The organism is Pseudomonas sp. CFBP 8771 (assembly GCF_014841695.1).
Classification (GTDB): domain Bacteria; phylum Pseudomonadota; class Gammaproteobacteria; order Pseudomonadales; family Pseudomonadaceae; genus Aquipseudomonas; species Aquipseudomonas baltica.
In genome coordinates, this window is the sequence record NZ_JACYUJ010000001.1 from 505,081 (window position 1) to 519,644 (window position 14,564).

Annotated in this window: 13 protein-coding genes; 7 read left to right on the top strand and 6 right to left on the bottom strand. The window is 65.5% G+C overall.

Annotated features, from left to right (window positions below; genetic code table 11):
• Positions 1 to 65: 65 nt before the first annotated feature.
• The gene (locus IFT80_RS02270) at positions 66 to 482 is read left to right on the top strand and encodes a RidA family protein (protein WP_192136640.1); all 417 of its coding nucleotides are present in this window, start codon (positions 66 to 68) and stop codon (positions 480 to 482) included.
• Positions 479 to 2,161, top strand: a complete 1,683-nt coding sequence (gene dld / locus IFT80_RS02275) for a D-lactate dehydrogenase (protein WP_192136641.1) — start codon at positions 479 to 481, stop codon at positions 2,159 to 2,161. Before IFT80_RS02270 ends, dld begins: the two co-directional genes overlap by 4 nt.
• A gap of 253 nt (positions 2,162 to 2,414) precedes the next feature.
• Here dld and IFT80_RS02280 read toward each other — a convergent pair whose 3' ends face one another.
• From IFT80_RS02280 to IFT80_RS02295, 4 genes are read right to left on the bottom strand one after another with little or no spacing between them, the layout of a single operon-like run.
• Positions 2,415 to 2,825 carry a PPC domain-containing DNA-binding protein gene (locus IFT80_RS02280; protein WP_122714218.1) on the bottom strand — a complete coding sequence of 137 codons (411 nt, stop codon included), beginning with the start codon at positions 2,823 to 2,825 and terminating at the stop codon, positions 2,415 to 2,417.
• Positions 2,822 to 3,373, bottom strand: coding sequence for a hypothetical protein (locus tag IFT80_RS02285; protein WP_192054417.1), 552 nt, complete (start codon positions 3,371 to 3,373; stop codon positions 2,822 to 2,824). Before IFT80_RS02285 ends, IFT80_RS02280 begins: the two co-directional genes overlap by 4 nt.
• The gene (locus IFT80_RS02290; protein WP_197975689.1) at positions 3,373 to 4,950 is read right to left on the bottom strand and encodes an acyl-CoA synthetase; all 1,578 of its coding nucleotides are present in this window, start codon (positions 4,948 to 4,950) and stop codon (positions 3,373 to 3,375) included. Before IFT80_RS02290 ends, IFT80_RS02285 begins: the two co-directional genes overlap by 1 nt.
• Positions 4,947 to 6,116, bottom strand: coding sequence for an acetyl-CoA acetyltransferase (locus IFT80_RS02295; RefSeq protein WP_192136642.1), 1,170 nt, complete (start codon positions 6,114 to 6,116; stop codon positions 4,947 to 4,949). The genes IFT80_RS02290 and IFT80_RS02295 overlap by 4 nt, the downstream gene beginning before the upstream one ends.
• A gap of 412 nt (positions 6,117 to 6,528) precedes the next feature.
• Here IFT80_RS02295 and IFT80_RS02300 point away from each other — a divergent pair, with 412 nt between their 5' ends.
• From IFT80_RS02300 to IFT80_RS02310, 3 genes are read left to right on the top strand one after another with little or no spacing between them, the layout of a single operon-like run.
• Positions 6,529 to 7,560, top strand: coding sequence for a TRAP transporter substrate-binding protein (locus IFT80_RS02300; protein ID WP_122478479.1), 1,032 nt, complete (start codon positions 6,529 to 6,531; stop codon positions 7,558 to 7,560).
• Complete coding sequence (locus IFT80_RS02305; protein ID WP_197975690.1) at positions 7,557 to 9,440, top strand: TRAP transporter large permease; 1,884 nt, start codon at positions 7,557 to 7,559, stop codon at positions 9,438 to 9,440. Before IFT80_RS02300 ends, IFT80_RS02305 begins: the two co-directional genes overlap by 4 nt.
• Before the next feature lie 13 nt (positions 9,441 to 9,453).
• Entirely contained in the window at positions 9,454 to 10,248 is a 795-nt protein-coding gene (locus IFT80_RS02310) for an SDR family NAD(P)-dependent oxidoreductase (RefSeq protein WP_192136643.1), read from the top strand.
• A 267-nt stretch (positions 10,249 to 10,515) separates the two neighbouring features.
• On the opposite strand, the gene IFT80_RS02315 is transcribed toward IFT80_RS02310, so the two are convergent.
• The gene (locus IFT80_RS02315) at positions 10,516 to 11,418 is read right to left on the bottom strand and encodes a LysR family transcriptional regulator (protein ID WP_122714213.1); all 903 of its coding nucleotides are present in this window, start codon (positions 11,416 to 11,418) and stop codon (positions 10,516 to 10,518) included.
• A gap of 155 nt (positions 11,419 to 11,573) precedes the next feature.
• Between IFT80_RS02315 and IFT80_RS02320 the strand changes: the two genes are divergently transcribed.
• Positions 11,574 to 12,641, top strand: coding sequence for a sigma-54-dependent Fis family transcriptional regulator (locus IFT80_RS02320; RefSeq protein ID WP_192136644.1), 1,068 nt, complete (start codon positions 11,574 to 11,576; stop codon positions 12,639 to 12,641).
• 45 nt (positions 12,642 to 12,686) lie between these two features.
• A complete protein-coding gene (locus tag IFT80_RS02325; RefSeq protein WP_122714211.1) occupies positions 12,687 to 13,454 on the top strand; it encodes an SDR family NAD(P)-dependent oxidoreductase in 768 nt (255 codons plus the stop codon).
• Here the strand turns inward: IFT80_RS02325 and IFT80_RS02330 are convergent.
• Positions 13,451 to 14,398: an AEC family transporter gene (locus IFT80_RS02330; RefSeq protein ID WP_185793546.1), complete on the bottom strand. Its 948-nt coding sequence runs from the start codon at positions 14,396 to 14,398 to the stop codon at positions 13,451 to 13,453. The two genes, IFT80_RS02325 and IFT80_RS02330, sit on opposite strands and share 4 nt — an antisense overlap.
• Between the last annotated feature and the right edge of the window lie 166 nt (positions 14,399 to 14,564).

Here is a 14,564-nt window from a genome sequence, read left to right on the forward strand (position 1 = left end):
AGAAGCCGCGATGTGCCCGGCCAGCCGTGCTAGGGTAAGGTCTGTCAGCCAACAGGAGCCTGCCCATGCCCGACCTCGCCCCGTTCACGCTCAGCAACCCGCCCGGCCTTTTCGACCCGGCGCCCTATGGCTACTCCCATGTGGCCGAGGTCGCCGCTGGCAGCAAGTTGCTGTTCATCGCAGGCCAGGGCGGTGAAAGCCTGGACAGCAGCATCTCCCCGGACTTCCAGCTGCAGGCCGGGCAGGCCCTGGCCAACCTGCGCACCGCGCTGGCCTCGGTCGGTGCCGATTATTGCCATGTCGCCAAGCTGACCGTGCTGGTGGTCGATCACGACCACGAGCGCCTGGCCATCTGGAGCGACACCCTGCGCGAGGCGTGGGGCGACGGAATGACCCCTGCCTGCACGTTGATCCCGGTGCCGCGCCTGGCCCTGGACGGTATGCTCATCGAAGTCGATGCGGTCGCGGTGGTGCCGCAATGAGCGAGTTGATCAGCGCCCTGCGCGGCATCGTCGGCGCCACCCACGTGCTGACCGAGTCGGCCGAGACCGAACGCTTCCGCCAGGGCTTCCGCTTCGGCAGCGGCAACGCACTGGCCGTGGTCCGCCCCGCCTCGCTGCTGGAGCAGTGGCAGGTGGTCAAGGCCTGCGTGGCGGCGGACGTCATCGTCATCATGCAGGCGGCCAACACCGGTCTGACCGGAGGTTCCACGCCCGACGGCGGCTACGACCGCGAAGTGGTCATCATCAGTACCTTGCGCATGCGCACGGTGCATGTGATCGAGGAGGGTCGGCAGGTCATCTGCTTTCCCGGTTCCACCCTCGATCAGCTGGAAAAAGTCCTCAAGCCGCTGGGCCGCGAGCCCCACTCGGTGATCGGTTCTTCGTGCATCGGGGCGTCGGTGTTCGGCGGTGTCTGCAATAATTCCGGCGGCTCGCTGGTGCGCCGCGGGCCGGCCTATACGCAGATGGCCGTGTATGCCCAGCTCGGCGCGGACGGCACCTTGCAGCTGGTCAACCACCTGGGCGTCGAATTGGGCGACACGCCCGAGCAGATTCTGGGCAACCTCGACGCCCAGCGCTACACTGCAACCGACATCAAGGCCGATGCCGGGCTCGGTTCCGACCATGGCTATGCCGCCTATGTGCGCGAGGTCGACGCGCCCACCCCGGCGCGCTTCAACGCCGACCACCAGCGCCTGCACGAGGCCAGCGGCAGTGCCGGCAAGCTGGCGGTGTTCGCCGTGCGCCTGGACACCTTCGCCGCCGAGCGCGACACCGCCGTGTTCTACATCGGCAGCAACGACACCGCCGACCTCACGCAGATTCGCCGGCACATGCTCGAGCAGTTCGACGAACTGCCGATTGCCGGCGAGTACATGCATCGCGACGCCTACGACGTGGCTGCCGAGTACGGCAAGGACACCTTCCTGATGATCCATCACCTGGGCACGCAGCGCCTGCCCAGGATGTTTGCCCTCAAGAGCCGCGCCGACACCTTTCTCAAGCGTTTTCCCTGGCTGCGCGCCAACCTCGCCGACCGGGTCCTGCAGGTCGCCGCGCGCTGCTTCCCCGATCACCTGCCACCGCGCATCCGCGATTTCCGGCAGCGTTACGAGCATTACCTGATGCTCAAGGTGTCAGCCGGCTCGGTGGCACCGACCCAGAAGCTGCTCGAAGGATTGTTCGCCGGGCGCGAGGGAGACTTCTTCCGCTGTACCGCAGAGGAGGGCAGCAAGGCCTTCCTGCATCGGTTTGCCGCTGCCGGTGCGGCGGTTCGCTACCGCGCGGTGCATGACCGCGAGGTGGAGGACATCGTGGCCCTGGACATCGCCCTGGCGCGCAACGATCGACAGTGGTTCGAGACGCTGCCCGACGACATCGAGCAGCAGATGATCGTCAAGCTGTACTACGGGCATTTCTTCTGCCACGTGTTCCACCAGGACTACATCCTGCGCAAGGGCAGTGATTGCCTGGCGGTGGAGCATCGCATGTGGGCACTGCTCGACGAGCGCGGCGCCGAGTACCCCGCAGAGCACAACGTCGGCCATCTGTACCCGGCCAAGCCGGCGCTCAAGGCGTTCTACCAGCAGCTGGACCCTTGCAACGCGTTCAACCCGGGTGTCGGCCAGACATCCAAATGTCGCCACTGGCAGGAATGATAGAGCGGGCAATACGAGATTGTGCACGACCCTGTAGGAGCGGTCCGTGGCCGCGAAAGGTTGACGCGGTCGGCCTGATCCACCGCGATAGCTTTTTCGCGGCCGATGACCGCTCCTACGGGGAACCGAAAACCGCGCAGGACCTTGTAGGAGCGGTCCGTGGCCGCGAAAGGTTGACGCGGTCGGCCTGATCCACCGCGATAGCTTTTTCGCGGCCGATGACCGCTCCTACGTGAGGGCCACGGGGGGGGCGTCAGTCCGGCAGCCACTCCTGCAGGGTCAACTCGACGGTGATGAACGACAGGTTGCGGCCGCGCTCCAGTCGTCCGGCGAAGATGTTGCCGTCGGCGTCCGCAACCACCGCCTGCAGGCGACTCTCGCCGATGACGATCTCACCACTGATGCTCAGAATCTCCACCCCCGGTCCCGGCACGTTCAGGGTCTTCATGCCGTGTCGGCCCAGATAGCCCAGCTGTGCATCGATCAGGCTGCCGAGCCCGCCACGAATCACGGCCAGTGCGATCCCGTGGCTGGCGCACAGCGCCTCGGCGCTTTCAACGATGTCTTCGTTGGGTTTGAGCCGGGCGACCACGAGTCGGCCCAGGCGGCCGGTCTGGATGCTGGAAGCGGACAGGTCGGGTTCGAGTACGGCGCTGGCGTTCATGAGGCCTCCTGGTCGATCGGGTGCAAGAGATTGAAGTGGGTTTCGGCATCGGGCTGTGCCTGATAGGCGACCTGATCGAACAGGCACAGGCGGATCACCAGGTTTTCGCTGCCGACCACCAGTTTGTCGAGCACCAGATGGCCACCGTGCTGCTGCCCGTCGCGGTCCAGGAACCCGGCGTGGCAATGCAGCAACGGCATGTTCTGCGCATCGCGGCCGACGGTGATGGCACCGCTGATGAACGTGATGTAGCCGTCCAGTACCACCGGCGCACCGTAGTCGTAGGGGCGCTCGGCCTTGTCGGTGACCACCATGCGGTGATAGCTCAGGTGCGCCGCGCCGCCACAGAGAATGCGCCCCACCGCGCTGCCGTAGCGGCGCCCGCGCAGGGCGGCCAGCAAGCCTTCGGCGACGTTGCACGCCAGGGGCAACACGATGCGCAACTCTTCACCCTGGGCCACGCTGCGGTCCAGGCGCCGCGGCTGCTGCGCCGGCCCGCCGTGGACGAACACCCGTACGCCATCGCGCTGTTCGAAATGGGGGTTCATCAGGCCACCTCCTCGCGTTCCTGCAGCAGTGCGCGGATCTGCTTCTTGACGATCTTGCCGTAGCCGGACTTGGGCATGTCGTCCCAACGCACGAAGTGCTTGGGCCATTTGTAGCGAGCCAGGCGCGGTTCCAGATGGGCCAGCAACTGCTCGTCACTGACCGGGCCGGTGGTGACGATCACCGCGCAGCCGCATTCGCCCCATTTCGCGTCCGGCATGCCCAGCACGGCCACTTCGTTGACAGCAGGATGGGTCAGCAGGGCTTCCTCGACCTCGCGCGGGTAAACGTTGGAACCGCCGGAAATGTACATGTCCGAGGCCCGGCCGGTGATGAACAGGTAGCCGTGCTCGTCGACGTGGCCCAGGTCGCCGGTGTGGAACCAGCCGTGCTTGAAGCAGCTGGCGTTGGCCTCGGGGTTGTTGTAGTAGCCGCTGAACACCGCCGGACCGCGCACGCAGATCTCGCCGTCCTCGCCGGTTGCCAGTTCCTGGCCCGACTCGTCGAGAATCGCCACTTGCATGCCAGTGCGCGGATAGCCGCAACTGCCGACCTTGGCGGCCGGGGAATCCTCGGCATCGTGGCAATCGGCGGGCAGCACGGTGATGTTGCCGGTAACTTCGCCCAGCCCGTAATACTGCACCAGCACCTTGCCCAGCTTGCGCAGGGCGTGACATTGGTCGGCGCGGTACATCGGCGCGCCGGCATAGATCACCTGGCGCAGGCTGCTGTGGTCGTAGCGGTCGACGGCCGGGTCTTCGGTGAGCATCTTGACGATGGTCGGCACGGTGAACAGGTTGTCGACCCGGTGTTCCTGTACCAGGCGCCAGGCTTCGTCGCAGTCCAGTCGATCGCCGGCCGGCAACACGCAGGCGGCGCCGCGTGCGACGTTGACCAGCGCATGGATGCCGGCGCCATGGGACAACGGCGCCAGCACCAGGGAGCGCGAATGCTGGGTCAGGCTGGGCATCAGGTCGGCGATGTGGTTGTTGATGACGAAGGCCATCTGCCCGTGGGTGAGCACTCCGGCCTTGGGGTGGCCGGTGGTGCCCGAGGTGTAGAAGAACCACAGCGGGTCATGGTAGTTGACGTCGGCGGGGCGGAAAGCGCTGGCGTGCGGCGCGCCTTCGTCCAGCAACTGCCCGTAGCTGAGTTCGCCTTCGCGGGGTTCGCCAAGGGCGATCACATGCACCAGGGCCGGCGACTCGGCGCGCACGGCATCCACGTAGTGAGCCAGGCCGTCGTCGTAGAACATGGCCACCGCGCCGCTGGAACTGCCCAGATAGGCAGCCTCGGGCGGGGTGATGCGCACGTTGGTCGGTACCCATACCGCGCCCAGGCGGAACGCCACCCAGGCGCTCTCGAACAGCGGCAGGTTGTTGCGCGAATGCACCAGCAATTTGTCGCCCTTGCCCAGCCCGCGCGCGCGCAGTGCGGCGGCGACGCTGTCGACCCGCTGCGAGATGCTGCGCCAGGTGTGCACCTGGTCACCGCGGATGAACCCCGGTGCATCCGGGTAGCGGCGGGCAATCTGGTTGAGCAGTTCGCCCAGGTTCATCACATTGTCGATGCCGGTCATTGCACGCGCTCCAGAATGCTCACGTAGTTGGTCACCGCGGCGCCGCCCATGTTGAACACGCCAGCGCGGTCGGCCTTGGCCAGTTGCATGTCGCCGGCCTGGCCGCTGAGCTGCATGGCCGCCATCACGTGCATCGACACGCCGGTGGCGCCGATCGGGTGGCCCTTGGACTTGAGCCCGCCAGAAGGATTGATCGGCAGCCGGCCGTCCTTGCGGCTGATGCCCTCGGCGATCACCCGTGCGCCCTGGCCGCGTTCGGCCAGGCCCATGGCTTCGTATTCGAGCAGTTCGGCAATGGTGAAGCAGTCGTGGGTTTCCACCAGCGACAGGTCGGCCAGGCTCAGGCCAGAGGTGCCCAGCGCTTGCTGCCAGGCGCGCGCCGCGCCTTCGAAGAAAGTCGGGTCGCGGCGCGACAGCGGCAGGTAGTCATTGACCTGCACTGCCGCGCGGAAACTCACCGCCTGGCCACGGCCGGGCGCATGGTCGTCGCGACTGATGACCAGGGCGGCGGCGCCGTCGGTGATCAGCGAGCAGTCGGTGCGCTTGAGTGGCCCGGCCACGAACGGGTTCTTTGCCGACGGCTCGCGGCAGAATTCATAGCCCAGGTCGCGACGCATGTGTGCATAGGGGTTCAACGCGCCGTTGGCGTGGTTCTTCGCGGCGATCATCGCCAGCGCGTTCGACTGGTCGCCGTAGCGGTCGAAGTAGGTCTGGGCGATGGTGCCGAACACCCCGGCGAAGCCGCCCTCGATCTGTGCTTCCTCCTTGGCGTAGCAGCACTTGAGCAGGATCTTGCCGACTTCCTCGGTGGGCAGCGTGTTCATCTTCTCGAAGCCCACCACCAGCGCGTGGCGCGCCTGGCCGGAGAGCACTGCCTGCAACGCCGAATGGATCGCCGCCGAGCCAGTGGAGCAGGCGTTCTCCACGCGCACCGAAGGGGTGAAGCGCAGGGCCGGGATGTGGTTGGCGAGCAGGGCGGAGGGGAAATCCTGATAGAGAAAGCCGGCGTTGAAATGGCCGACGTGGACCGAATCGATCTGTTCGGCGTCCAGCCCGGCATGCTCGAGCGCAGCCACGGCCGCATCGGCCATCATCTGCTCGGGGTCGAGCTGGTCGAATTTGCCGAAGGGGGAGTGGTACCAACCGCTGATGACTGGCGAACCCATGAGGTCTTTCCTCGAATGAAATCTGGATTGATGTTGTTTGCCAAGCTCGATAGCAAGAGCGGTGCCAAGGGCTTGAAACGCCGGCCCGTGGCGGGCTGGCTGTTACCGTGGCGAGGTGTCGTGTCGCCACAGGTGTCGCTTCGCTCGCGGCAGGCGACACCTGCGGGAGACACCTGTTACATCGGGCTGGACGGCGCTTGAGCCGTGACACGTGCGGATACATTCGAGTCGGTACAGTTTTGTTCAAGAAAAACAGGGGCTTGCTTGCCGGCGGGCGCCCTTGGATACGCTTTTTGCGCCGACGGGGCAGGGGTGGCACCCGATTTGCTTTCTCACCCTGCATCCCCAGCGCCAGCCACGGCAGCCCGGTCATCAAACCGGTCAATAAAAACAAGAAGGTCAGGAGAGCTACATGAGTGATTTCTCGCGCCGCAGTTTCATCAAGACCGCCACCCTCGCATCGGCGGCGGTCGCAGCCACCGGCCTGGGCTTGTACAGCTCGAAAAGCCAGGCGGCGGACTTCAAGCTCAAGTTCGCCAACAACCTGCCCATGATTCACCCGATGAACGTCCGGGCGCGGGAAATGGCCAAGGCGATCAAGGAAGAGACCGACGGCGCGGTGCAGATCCAGGTGTTCCCCAGCAGCCAGTTGGGCAGCGACACCGACACCCTGGCCCAGGTGCGCTCCGGCGCGGTGGACATGTTCGCCCTGTCGCCGGTGATCCTCGGCACCCTGGTGCCTTCGGTACAGATCAGCGCCGTAGGCTTTGCCTTCAAGGACTACGATCAGGTCTGGAGTGCGATGGACGGCGAGCTCGGCGCCCATGTCCGCGGCGAGATCGCCAAGACCGAGACCCTGTTCGCCTTCGACAAGATCTGGGACAACGGCTTCCGCGTCACCACCACCAGCACCCGTCCGGTGCTCAAGCCCGAAGACCTGGTCGGCATGAAGCTGCGCGTGCCGCCCAGCCCGATCATCATGTCGATCTTCAAGGCGTTCGATGCGGCGCCCACCAGCATCAACTTCGCCGAAGTGTATTCGGCCCTGCAGACCCGCATCGTCGAGGGTCAGGAAAACCCGCTGACCCTGGTGTCGTCGGCCAAGCTCTATGAAGTGCAGAAGTATTGCTCGCTGACCAACCACGTGTGGGACGGCTTCTGGATGCTCGGCAACAGCAAGTCGTTCGCCCGCCTGCCGGCGGACATGCAGGCCGTGGTGCGCAAGCACGTCGATGCCGCGGTCATGAGCCAGCGCGCCGACCTGGCGGCCTTGCAGGGCAGCATCCGCGACACCCTCAAGGAAAAGGGCCTGGAGCTGGCCGACACCGAGCCGCAGGCGTTCCGCGAGAAGCTGCGCAGCGCCAACTACTACGCCGACTGGCACGAGAAGTTCGGTGAAGCGGCCTGGGCCATCCTCGAAAAATACTCCGGGAAGCTGGCATGATGAGCGCCGAGGCGATGCCGGTCGAAAACGCTGCCATGCCCCTGCCGGCCCGGGCGCTCATCTGCCTCAACCGCGGCGCCATGCGCGTGGTCGAGGTGCTTGCCGTAGCCTTGATGCTGGTCGAGACCTGTGTACTGCTGGCCGGCGTGGTCTCGCGCTACGTGTTTCACAACCCGCTGGTGTGGACCGATGAGCTGGCCTCGTCGCTGTTCATCTGGCTGGCGATGTTCGGCGCCGTGCTGGCCCTGGATCGGGGCGAGCACATGCGCATGTCGGCGCTGGTGAACAAGCTGCCACCGGCCTGGCGTGGTTTCAGCGAAACCCTGTCGGCGCTGATCGTGGTGCTGTTCGTGGCCATGATCATCACCCCGGCGATGGTCCACTCCCACGAGCAGATGGCGATCACCACCCCGGCGCTGGGCATCCCCGACGGGGTGCGCGCGGCAGCCTTGCCGGTTGGCGCCATGCTCATGCTGCTGGCAGCGGTGTCACGCATGGCGCGCTACTCCACGCTGCGCCAGTTCGTGGCCGGCGTCGCCGTGGTCGCGGTAGTCGGCGGCACGCTGTGGCTGTCCCAGCCGCTGCTGGCGGAGATCGGCAACTACAACCTGGTGGTGTTCTTCCTGGTGCTGCTGGGTGCCTGCGTGTTCGGTGGCATCCCGATCGCGTTCGCCTTTGGCACCGCGACCATGGCCTATCTGGCGCTGGCCACCCATGCACCTTTGTCCATCGTGGTCGGGCGCATGGACGAGGGCATGTCGCACATGGTCCTGCTCGCCGTGCCGCTGTTCGTTCTGCTGGGGGTGGTGTTGCAGCTGTCGGGCATGGCCCGCACCCTGATCGATTTCATGGCCTCGCTGCTGGGCCATGTGCGCGGTGGCCTGCAATACGTGCTGCTCGGCGCGATGTTCCTGGTGTCGGGAATCTCCGGCTCCAAGGTGGCCGACATGGCCGCGGTGGCGCCGGCGCTGTTCCCGGAAATGAAGAAGCGCGGCTCCGAGCCGGAAGAACTGGCCGCCTTGCTGGCCGCCACCGGCGCCATGACCGAGACCATTCCGCCCAGCCTGGTGCTGATCACCATCGGTGCGGTGTGCAGTGTCTCGATCACCGCGTTGTTCATCGGCGGGCTGATGCCGGCGGTGGTGGCCACCGTGGTCATCGCCATCGTCTGCTGGTGGCGTTCGCGCAAGGAAGCCATGCCCACCGTCAAGCGCGCACCGATGTCGGTGGTCGCCAAGACGTTCATGATCGCCTTGCCGGCCCTGGCGTTGCCGCTGCTGATCCGCGTGGCCGTGCTCGAAGGGGCGGCGACCGCCACCGAGGTGTCGACCATCGGTGTGGCCTACGTGGTGCTGGTGGGGCTGGTGATGCACCTGTTCATGCGCCACATCGAGTTCCGCAAGGTCTACCCGATGATGATCGAGGCTGCGGCACTGTCCGGGGCAATCCTGTTGATCATCGGCATGGCTTCGGCGATGGCCTGGGCCCTGACCCAGTCGGGGTTCTCGGCCAACCTGGTCGACCTGATCAGCGAGATACCGGGCGGGGCGATCGGCTTCATGTTCGTCACCATCGTCACTTTCCTGATCCTGGGCAGCGTGCTCGAAGGCATTCCGGCCATCGTGCTGTTCGGCCCCTTGATGTTCCCGTTGGCCGAAATGCTCGGCATCCACCCGGTGCACTACGCCATGGTGGTGATCCTGGCCATGGGCATCGGTCTGTTCGCGCCGCCGTTGGGGGTGGGTTTCTACGCTGCCTGTGCCATCAGCAAGACGTCGTCCGACCACGTCATCCGGCGTGTCTGGGGGTACTTGGCGGCACTGGTGGTGGCCTTGGTCATCGTTGCCTGTTTCCCGTGGATTTCCATCGGTTTCCTTTAAGAGAGTCCTGGTCATGAGCCAAGCAGTCAGACAGCTTTCAAGCACCACCGGCGTGAAGAGCATTGGCGCAGGTCGGGTAGCTTTCATCACCGGCGCGGCCATGGGCATTGGCGCGGCAATCGCCCAGCGCCTGGGCGAGGACGGCCACCGCGTGGTGGTCGCCGACATCAACCGCGGCGCCGCCGAGGAAATGGTCGCCGGCCTGCGCGCGCAGGGGATCGATGCCGAGGCGGCGATGATCGACATCGGTGATGCCGAGTCGATCGCCGAGGTGTTCGCGAGCCTGCCGCGCTGCGACGTGCTGGTGAACAACGCCGGCATCGCCAGGACGCAAGCCTTCCTGGATTGCGACCTGGCCGATTGGCAGCGGGTACTCAACATCAATGTGACCGGCGCACTGTTGTGCGGTCAGCACGCGGCACGCTTGATGAAGGCGCAGGGCTGGGGGCGGATCATCAACGTCGCTTCCATCAGCGGCATGCGCGCGAGCGCGGGGCGCACCGCGTACGGCACGTCGAAGGCAGCGGTCATTGGCCTCACCCGGCAAATGGCGATCGAGCTGGCCGAGTACGGGATTACCGTCAACGGCATCGCGCCGGGGCCGGTGGACACGCCGCTGACCCAACGCCTGCATTCCAGCGCCACCCGCGACTCCTACGCCCGCGCCGTGCCCATGCGCCGCTACGGCACCCCGGCGGAAATGGCCGGCGCGGTGGCCTTCCTGGCATCCGACGATGCCTCCTACATCAGCGGACACGTGATCCCGGTGGACGGCGGCTACATGGCCTCCGGCATCCTCGAAATCTGACTGCCAGGTAAAAATACACTGCGGCGTGTCAGGCATACCGCGTCAACCCTTCGCGGCCACTGACCGCTCCTACGAAGAATTTGCGTAACTGCAAGGCCCCACTGTGGGAGCGGGCTCTGCCCGCGAAGAGGACACCGCGGTGTGTCAGGCGTACCGCGTTAACCCTTCGCGGCCACTGACCGCTCCTACAAAGGATCTGCACAATCGCAAGCTCCCCTGTAGGAGCGGTCATCGGCCGCGAAAGGGGCGCCGCGATACCTCAGGGGTTCACTGATCCTGCAGCGTCGCCTCTTCCCCGGCGCGCATGGCGCTTTCCACGAACGTGGCGATGCAGGGGTTGTGGTTGTCGGCCTTCCATACCGCGACCACTTCGATCACCGGCGGTGCCACCAGCGGCCGAAAGGTGGTGGTGGTCAGGCGCATGTTACGCATCGAACGCGGAACGATGGCGATGCCCAGCCCTTCACCCACCAGATTGACGATGGTCTGCTGCATGTTGATTTCCAGCCCCACGTTGGGCGTCACGCCATGCTGCAGGCAATAGTTGACGATCATGTCATGCAGGGCCGGGGCGATGCGTCGCGGCACGATGATGAAAGTCTCTGCGGCCAGATCGCGCGGATCGATCAACGGCTGCTCCAGCAACCGATGCCCAGGCGGTAGCACCACCGTCATCTCCTCGCGGTAGATCGTCACCGTTTCCAATCCACTGCAATCCTGTGGGCGGTACATGATCGCCACATCCTTGTGGCCGCTGCTGATGTCTTGGGCCAGGTCCATGGGCAGTGTTTCGGTGAGCTTCAGATTCACCTGCGGATACTGCGCTGCGTAACGCCGGGTTATCGCGGGCGTCACGCTGTAGGCCGTCGACATCATGAACCCCACCGACAATTCCCCGGCCGCCCCGCGAGCCGCCGCCAGCGCATTGCGCTTGGCCTGCTCGAACGCCGCAAACACCGTTCCGGTGTCCAGATAGAAACGCTGGCCGGCATCGGTCAATTCCACCTGCCGCCGCGAGCGGTCGAACAGCTTTACCCCCAACTCGTCTTCCAGCAAGGCGATCTGCCGCGACAACGGCGGTTGGGAGATGTGCAGCCGCTCGGCCGCGCGGCCGAAGTGCAGGGTTTCGGCCAGCGCACGAAAGTATTGTAAATGCCTGAGCTCGATCATTGATGCTCGCAAAGGTATCAGTGGGTGCCTGATTATGGATTGGAAAACATAACTCCGCCTGCCGTATTGTGAAATGGCCACAGCGTCGAGGCTTGCGTCACGAGCGCCAGACCTCGAGATAGTCACAAGCTATAGAACAATAAAAGGTGACGCCGATGTCTTCTGTATGCGAACACACCGCACGTGCTTCGACTTCTTCGCCCGCACTTTCTTCGCCCGCCGCGTGCGATTCCGATATTGCCAACGACAGCGACCCGCAGGTTCGCCAGGCCTTTCGTCGCGCCCTGCGCCTGATGGAGCGTGGCATTGCCGTGCTCATCCAGGGTGAAACCGGCACCGGCAAGGAAGTGCTGGCCCGCGCCCTGCACGCCCACAGCCAACGCCATCGGGCGCAGTGCGTGGCGCTCAATTGCGCCTCCATTCCGCAAAGCCTGATCGAAAGCGAACTGTTCGGCTACTCGCGCGGCGCCTTCTCCGGCGCGTTGCCCTGCGGCAAGAAAGGCAAGGTCCAGCAGGCCGACGGCGGCACCCTGTTCCTCGATGAGATCGGCGACATGCCGTTCGAACAGCAGACGCGCCTGCTACGGGTGATCGCCGAACGCGAAGTCACACCCTTGGGCGCCGAGCGCAGCGTCAAGGTCGACTTCGCCCTGATCTGCGCGACTCACCAGAACCTCACTGGCCTGGTGCAACAAGGCACGTTTCGCGAAGACCTGTTCTATCGCATCGCCACCGGTGTGGTGCAATTGCCGCCGCTGCGCGAACGCACCGACCGCGCCGAACTGGTCTGCCGCATGGTGGCCAGCGAATTGCCCGGCTGCGACCCTCGGCAACTCATCGCCTCGGATGTCTGGCCACTGCTGCTCAATCATCCCTGGCCAGGCAACCTGCGGCAGATGCGTGCGGTGATTCGCTACGCCTGTGCCGTGATGGAAGGTACCCGCATCCAGCGCGCCGACCTGCCGGTGGACTTCATCGCCCAGGGCAGTGCGCCCGCCGTGTCGCCTGCCAACGTCACGCCGATCCGTCGTCCGGTGATTTTTGCCGCACCGGTGGACGAGCGCGCCGACGTGCTCGATGTGCTCAACGCCTGCCGCTGGAACATGTCGGCGGCGGCGCGTGCCCTGGGCATCTGTCGACCATCGCTGTATCGCGTCCTGCGCCGCCTGGGCATCCCGCCGCTCAAGGACCAACTGGCCCAGGGCGCCTACCTGCCAGCCTGACGCCGCCTCTGTATTGCCTGATCTTCAACCAAGGGAACAACAATAATGAATGCCCCTATCAGTCTTGCCATCACCGGCCAGGTGGCGGTGGTGACCGGTGCCGCGCGCGGTATCGGCCTTGCCATCGCCCAGGCGCTGGGTCAATGCGGTGCCCGGGTGGCAATTGCCGACCTCGACGGCGCGGCCGCGCGCGCCGCTGCCGGGCAGTTGTGCGAACTGGGCATCGACGCTATCGGTGTGGCGGTGGATGTGTCCGACGAAGCCCAGGTGCAAGCGATGGTCGACAGCGTCGAGCAGGCGCTGGGCGGCGTCGACATCCTGGTCAACAATGCCGGGATCGTCTCCACCGGACCGCTGCTGGAAGTCAGCGCCGCCGAATGGAACCGGGTCATGGCCATCGACCTCACCAGCGTGTTCTTCTGCGCCAAGGCCGTGTTGCCGGGCATGATGGCCCGGCGCGCCGGACGCATCATCAATATCGCTTCGGTGGCCGGCAAACGCGGTGGCGGCCTGCTGGGCAACAGCTGCTATGCAGCGGCGAAGGGAGGAGTGATCGCCCTGACCAAGGGCCTGGCCCGTGAAGCCGGGCCGTTCAATATCACCGCCAATGCCATTACCCCGGCCTTGACCGACACCGACATGACCCGCGCCCTGAGCCCCGAGGCGCGCGCCAAAGTGCTCGCCGACATGCCGCTCGGCCGTGCCGGCTCGCCACGCGACATCGCTGCAGCGGTGTGCTTCCTGGCCAGTGGCGCGGCCAGCTTCGTCACCGGCGAGATCATGGACGTCGACGGCGGCTACATGCGCGACTAGCGCTGCACCCCGGCCGGTATCAAGGCCAGGATCAGCGACACCGTGACCAGCGACAACAGGGTCGAGACCAGGATCGCCCGCGACATGGTGTCGGCCTCACGGCCATACAGCGCAGCCAGCATGAACGGCCCGTTGCCGATGGGCAGGGCGCTCACCAGGAGTGCCGCCCAGGCCCACATCGCCGGTATGTCGAACACCCAGAACGCCAACCAGGCGGTCAGCGCCGGCTGCACCAGCAGCTTCATCGCCACCAGCATGGCCAAGGTCTTGCCGTCGGCCTTGTGCGATTTTTCCGCCGCCAGGAACAGACCGATCGACACCAGCGCACAGGGTCCGGCCGCCGCGCCGAGAAACTGGAACAGCTGGCGCACGCCCACCGGCAGCACCAGCCCGCTGTAGGCGACCAGCGAACCCAGCACCGGGGCGACCATGATCGGATTGCGCAGCAGCGATTTGCCGACTTTGAGCAGGGTACGCCCCAGGCGTTTCTCGGTTTGCTGGAAGGTCTCGATCATGATGATGGCGACAGCGAACAGCAGGCAGGCGGTCATCACCGCGCCGATCACCGCCGGGGCGATACCGGGGTCGCCGAACGTCAGCAGGCACAGCGGGATGCCGAGAAACCCGGAGTTCGGATAACCCGCCCCGAGGGCATCGATGGTGGCATCGAGAAAGTGCGCACGGGCCCGCACGCGCAGCCACAGCGTCAACAGAAACACGATGCCCATGCCCAGGCCGAAAGCCACCACATAGCCCATGTCCAGCCCGTGCAGTGTGCCCAGCCGCGCCATGGCCTCGAATAACAGGGCCGGCAAGCCGAGGTAGATCACGAAACGGTTGAGCTCGATCGAGGCATTGGGCCCCAGGACGTTGCGCCGACGGCAGACGAAACCTACCAGAATCAACCCGAACACTGGAAAGGCGACGTTGAAGATTGCGAGCATCGGGTGCTGTGTCCTGTGGACTGTTGGAAGCCCCAGTGTAGCAGCGTCGCCACCCGTGGCACGGCAAGTTGCGCCGGGTCGGCGCAATTGGCCACACCCCAACTCTCGACGCGGACCTACCGTTGGGCAACTCGTCGTTTTTTACTTGAATGCAGGGGGGGGGCTG

Excerpts from the sequence above, each read along its gene's own strand:
- IFT80_RS02270 (WP_192136640.1), top strand. The coding sequence starts at position 66 with ATGCCCGACCTCGCCCCGTTCACGCTCAGCAACCCGCCCGGCCTTTTC.
- dld (WP_192136641.1), top strand. The coding sequence starts at position 479 with ATGAGCGAGTTGATCAGCGCCCTGCGCGGCATCGTCGGCGCCACCCAC.
- IFT80_RS02280 (WP_122714218.1), bottom strand. The coding sequence starts at position 2,825 with ATGAACGCCAGCGCCGTACTCGAACCCGACCTGTCCGCTTCCAGCATC.
- IFT80_RS02285 (WP_192054417.1), bottom strand. The coding sequence starts at position 3,373 with ATGAACCCCCATTTCGAACAGCGCGATGGCGTACGGGTGTTCGTCCAC.
- IFT80_RS02290 (WP_197975689.1), bottom strand. The coding sequence starts at position 4,950 with ATGACCGGCATCGACAATGTGATGAACCTGGGCGAACTGCTCAACCAG.
- IFT80_RS02295 (WP_192136642.1), bottom strand. The coding sequence starts at position 6,116 with ATGGGTTCGCCAGTCATCAGCGGTTGGTACCACTCCCCCTTCGGCAAA.
- IFT80_RS02300 (WP_122478479.1), top strand. The coding sequence starts at position 6,529 with ATGAGTGATTTCTCGCGCCGCAGTTTCATCAAGACCGCCACCCTCGCA.
- IFT80_RS02305 (WP_197975690.1), top strand. The coding sequence starts at position 7,557 with ATGATGAGCGCCGAGGCGATGCCGGTCGAAAACGCTGCCATGCCCCTG.
- IFT80_RS02310 (WP_192136643.1), top strand. The coding sequence starts at position 9,454 with ATGAGCCAAGCAGTCAGACAGCTTTCAAGCACCACCGGCGTGAAGAGC.
- IFT80_RS02315 (WP_122714213.1), bottom strand. The coding sequence starts at position 11,418 with ATGATCGAGCTCAGGCATTTACAATACTTTCGTGCGCTGGCCGAAACC.
- IFT80_RS02320 (WP_192136644.1), top strand. The coding sequence starts at position 11,574 with ATGTCTTCTGTATGCGAACACACCGCACGTGCTTCGACTTCTTCGCCC.
- IFT80_RS02325 (WP_122714211.1), top strand. The coding sequence starts at position 12,687 with ATGAATGCCCCTATCAGTCTTGCCATCACCGGCCAGGTGGCGGTGGTG.
- IFT80_RS02330 (WP_185793546.1), bottom strand. The coding sequence starts at position 14,398 with ATGCTCGCAATCTTCAACGTCGCCTTTCCAGTGTTCGGGTTGATTCTG.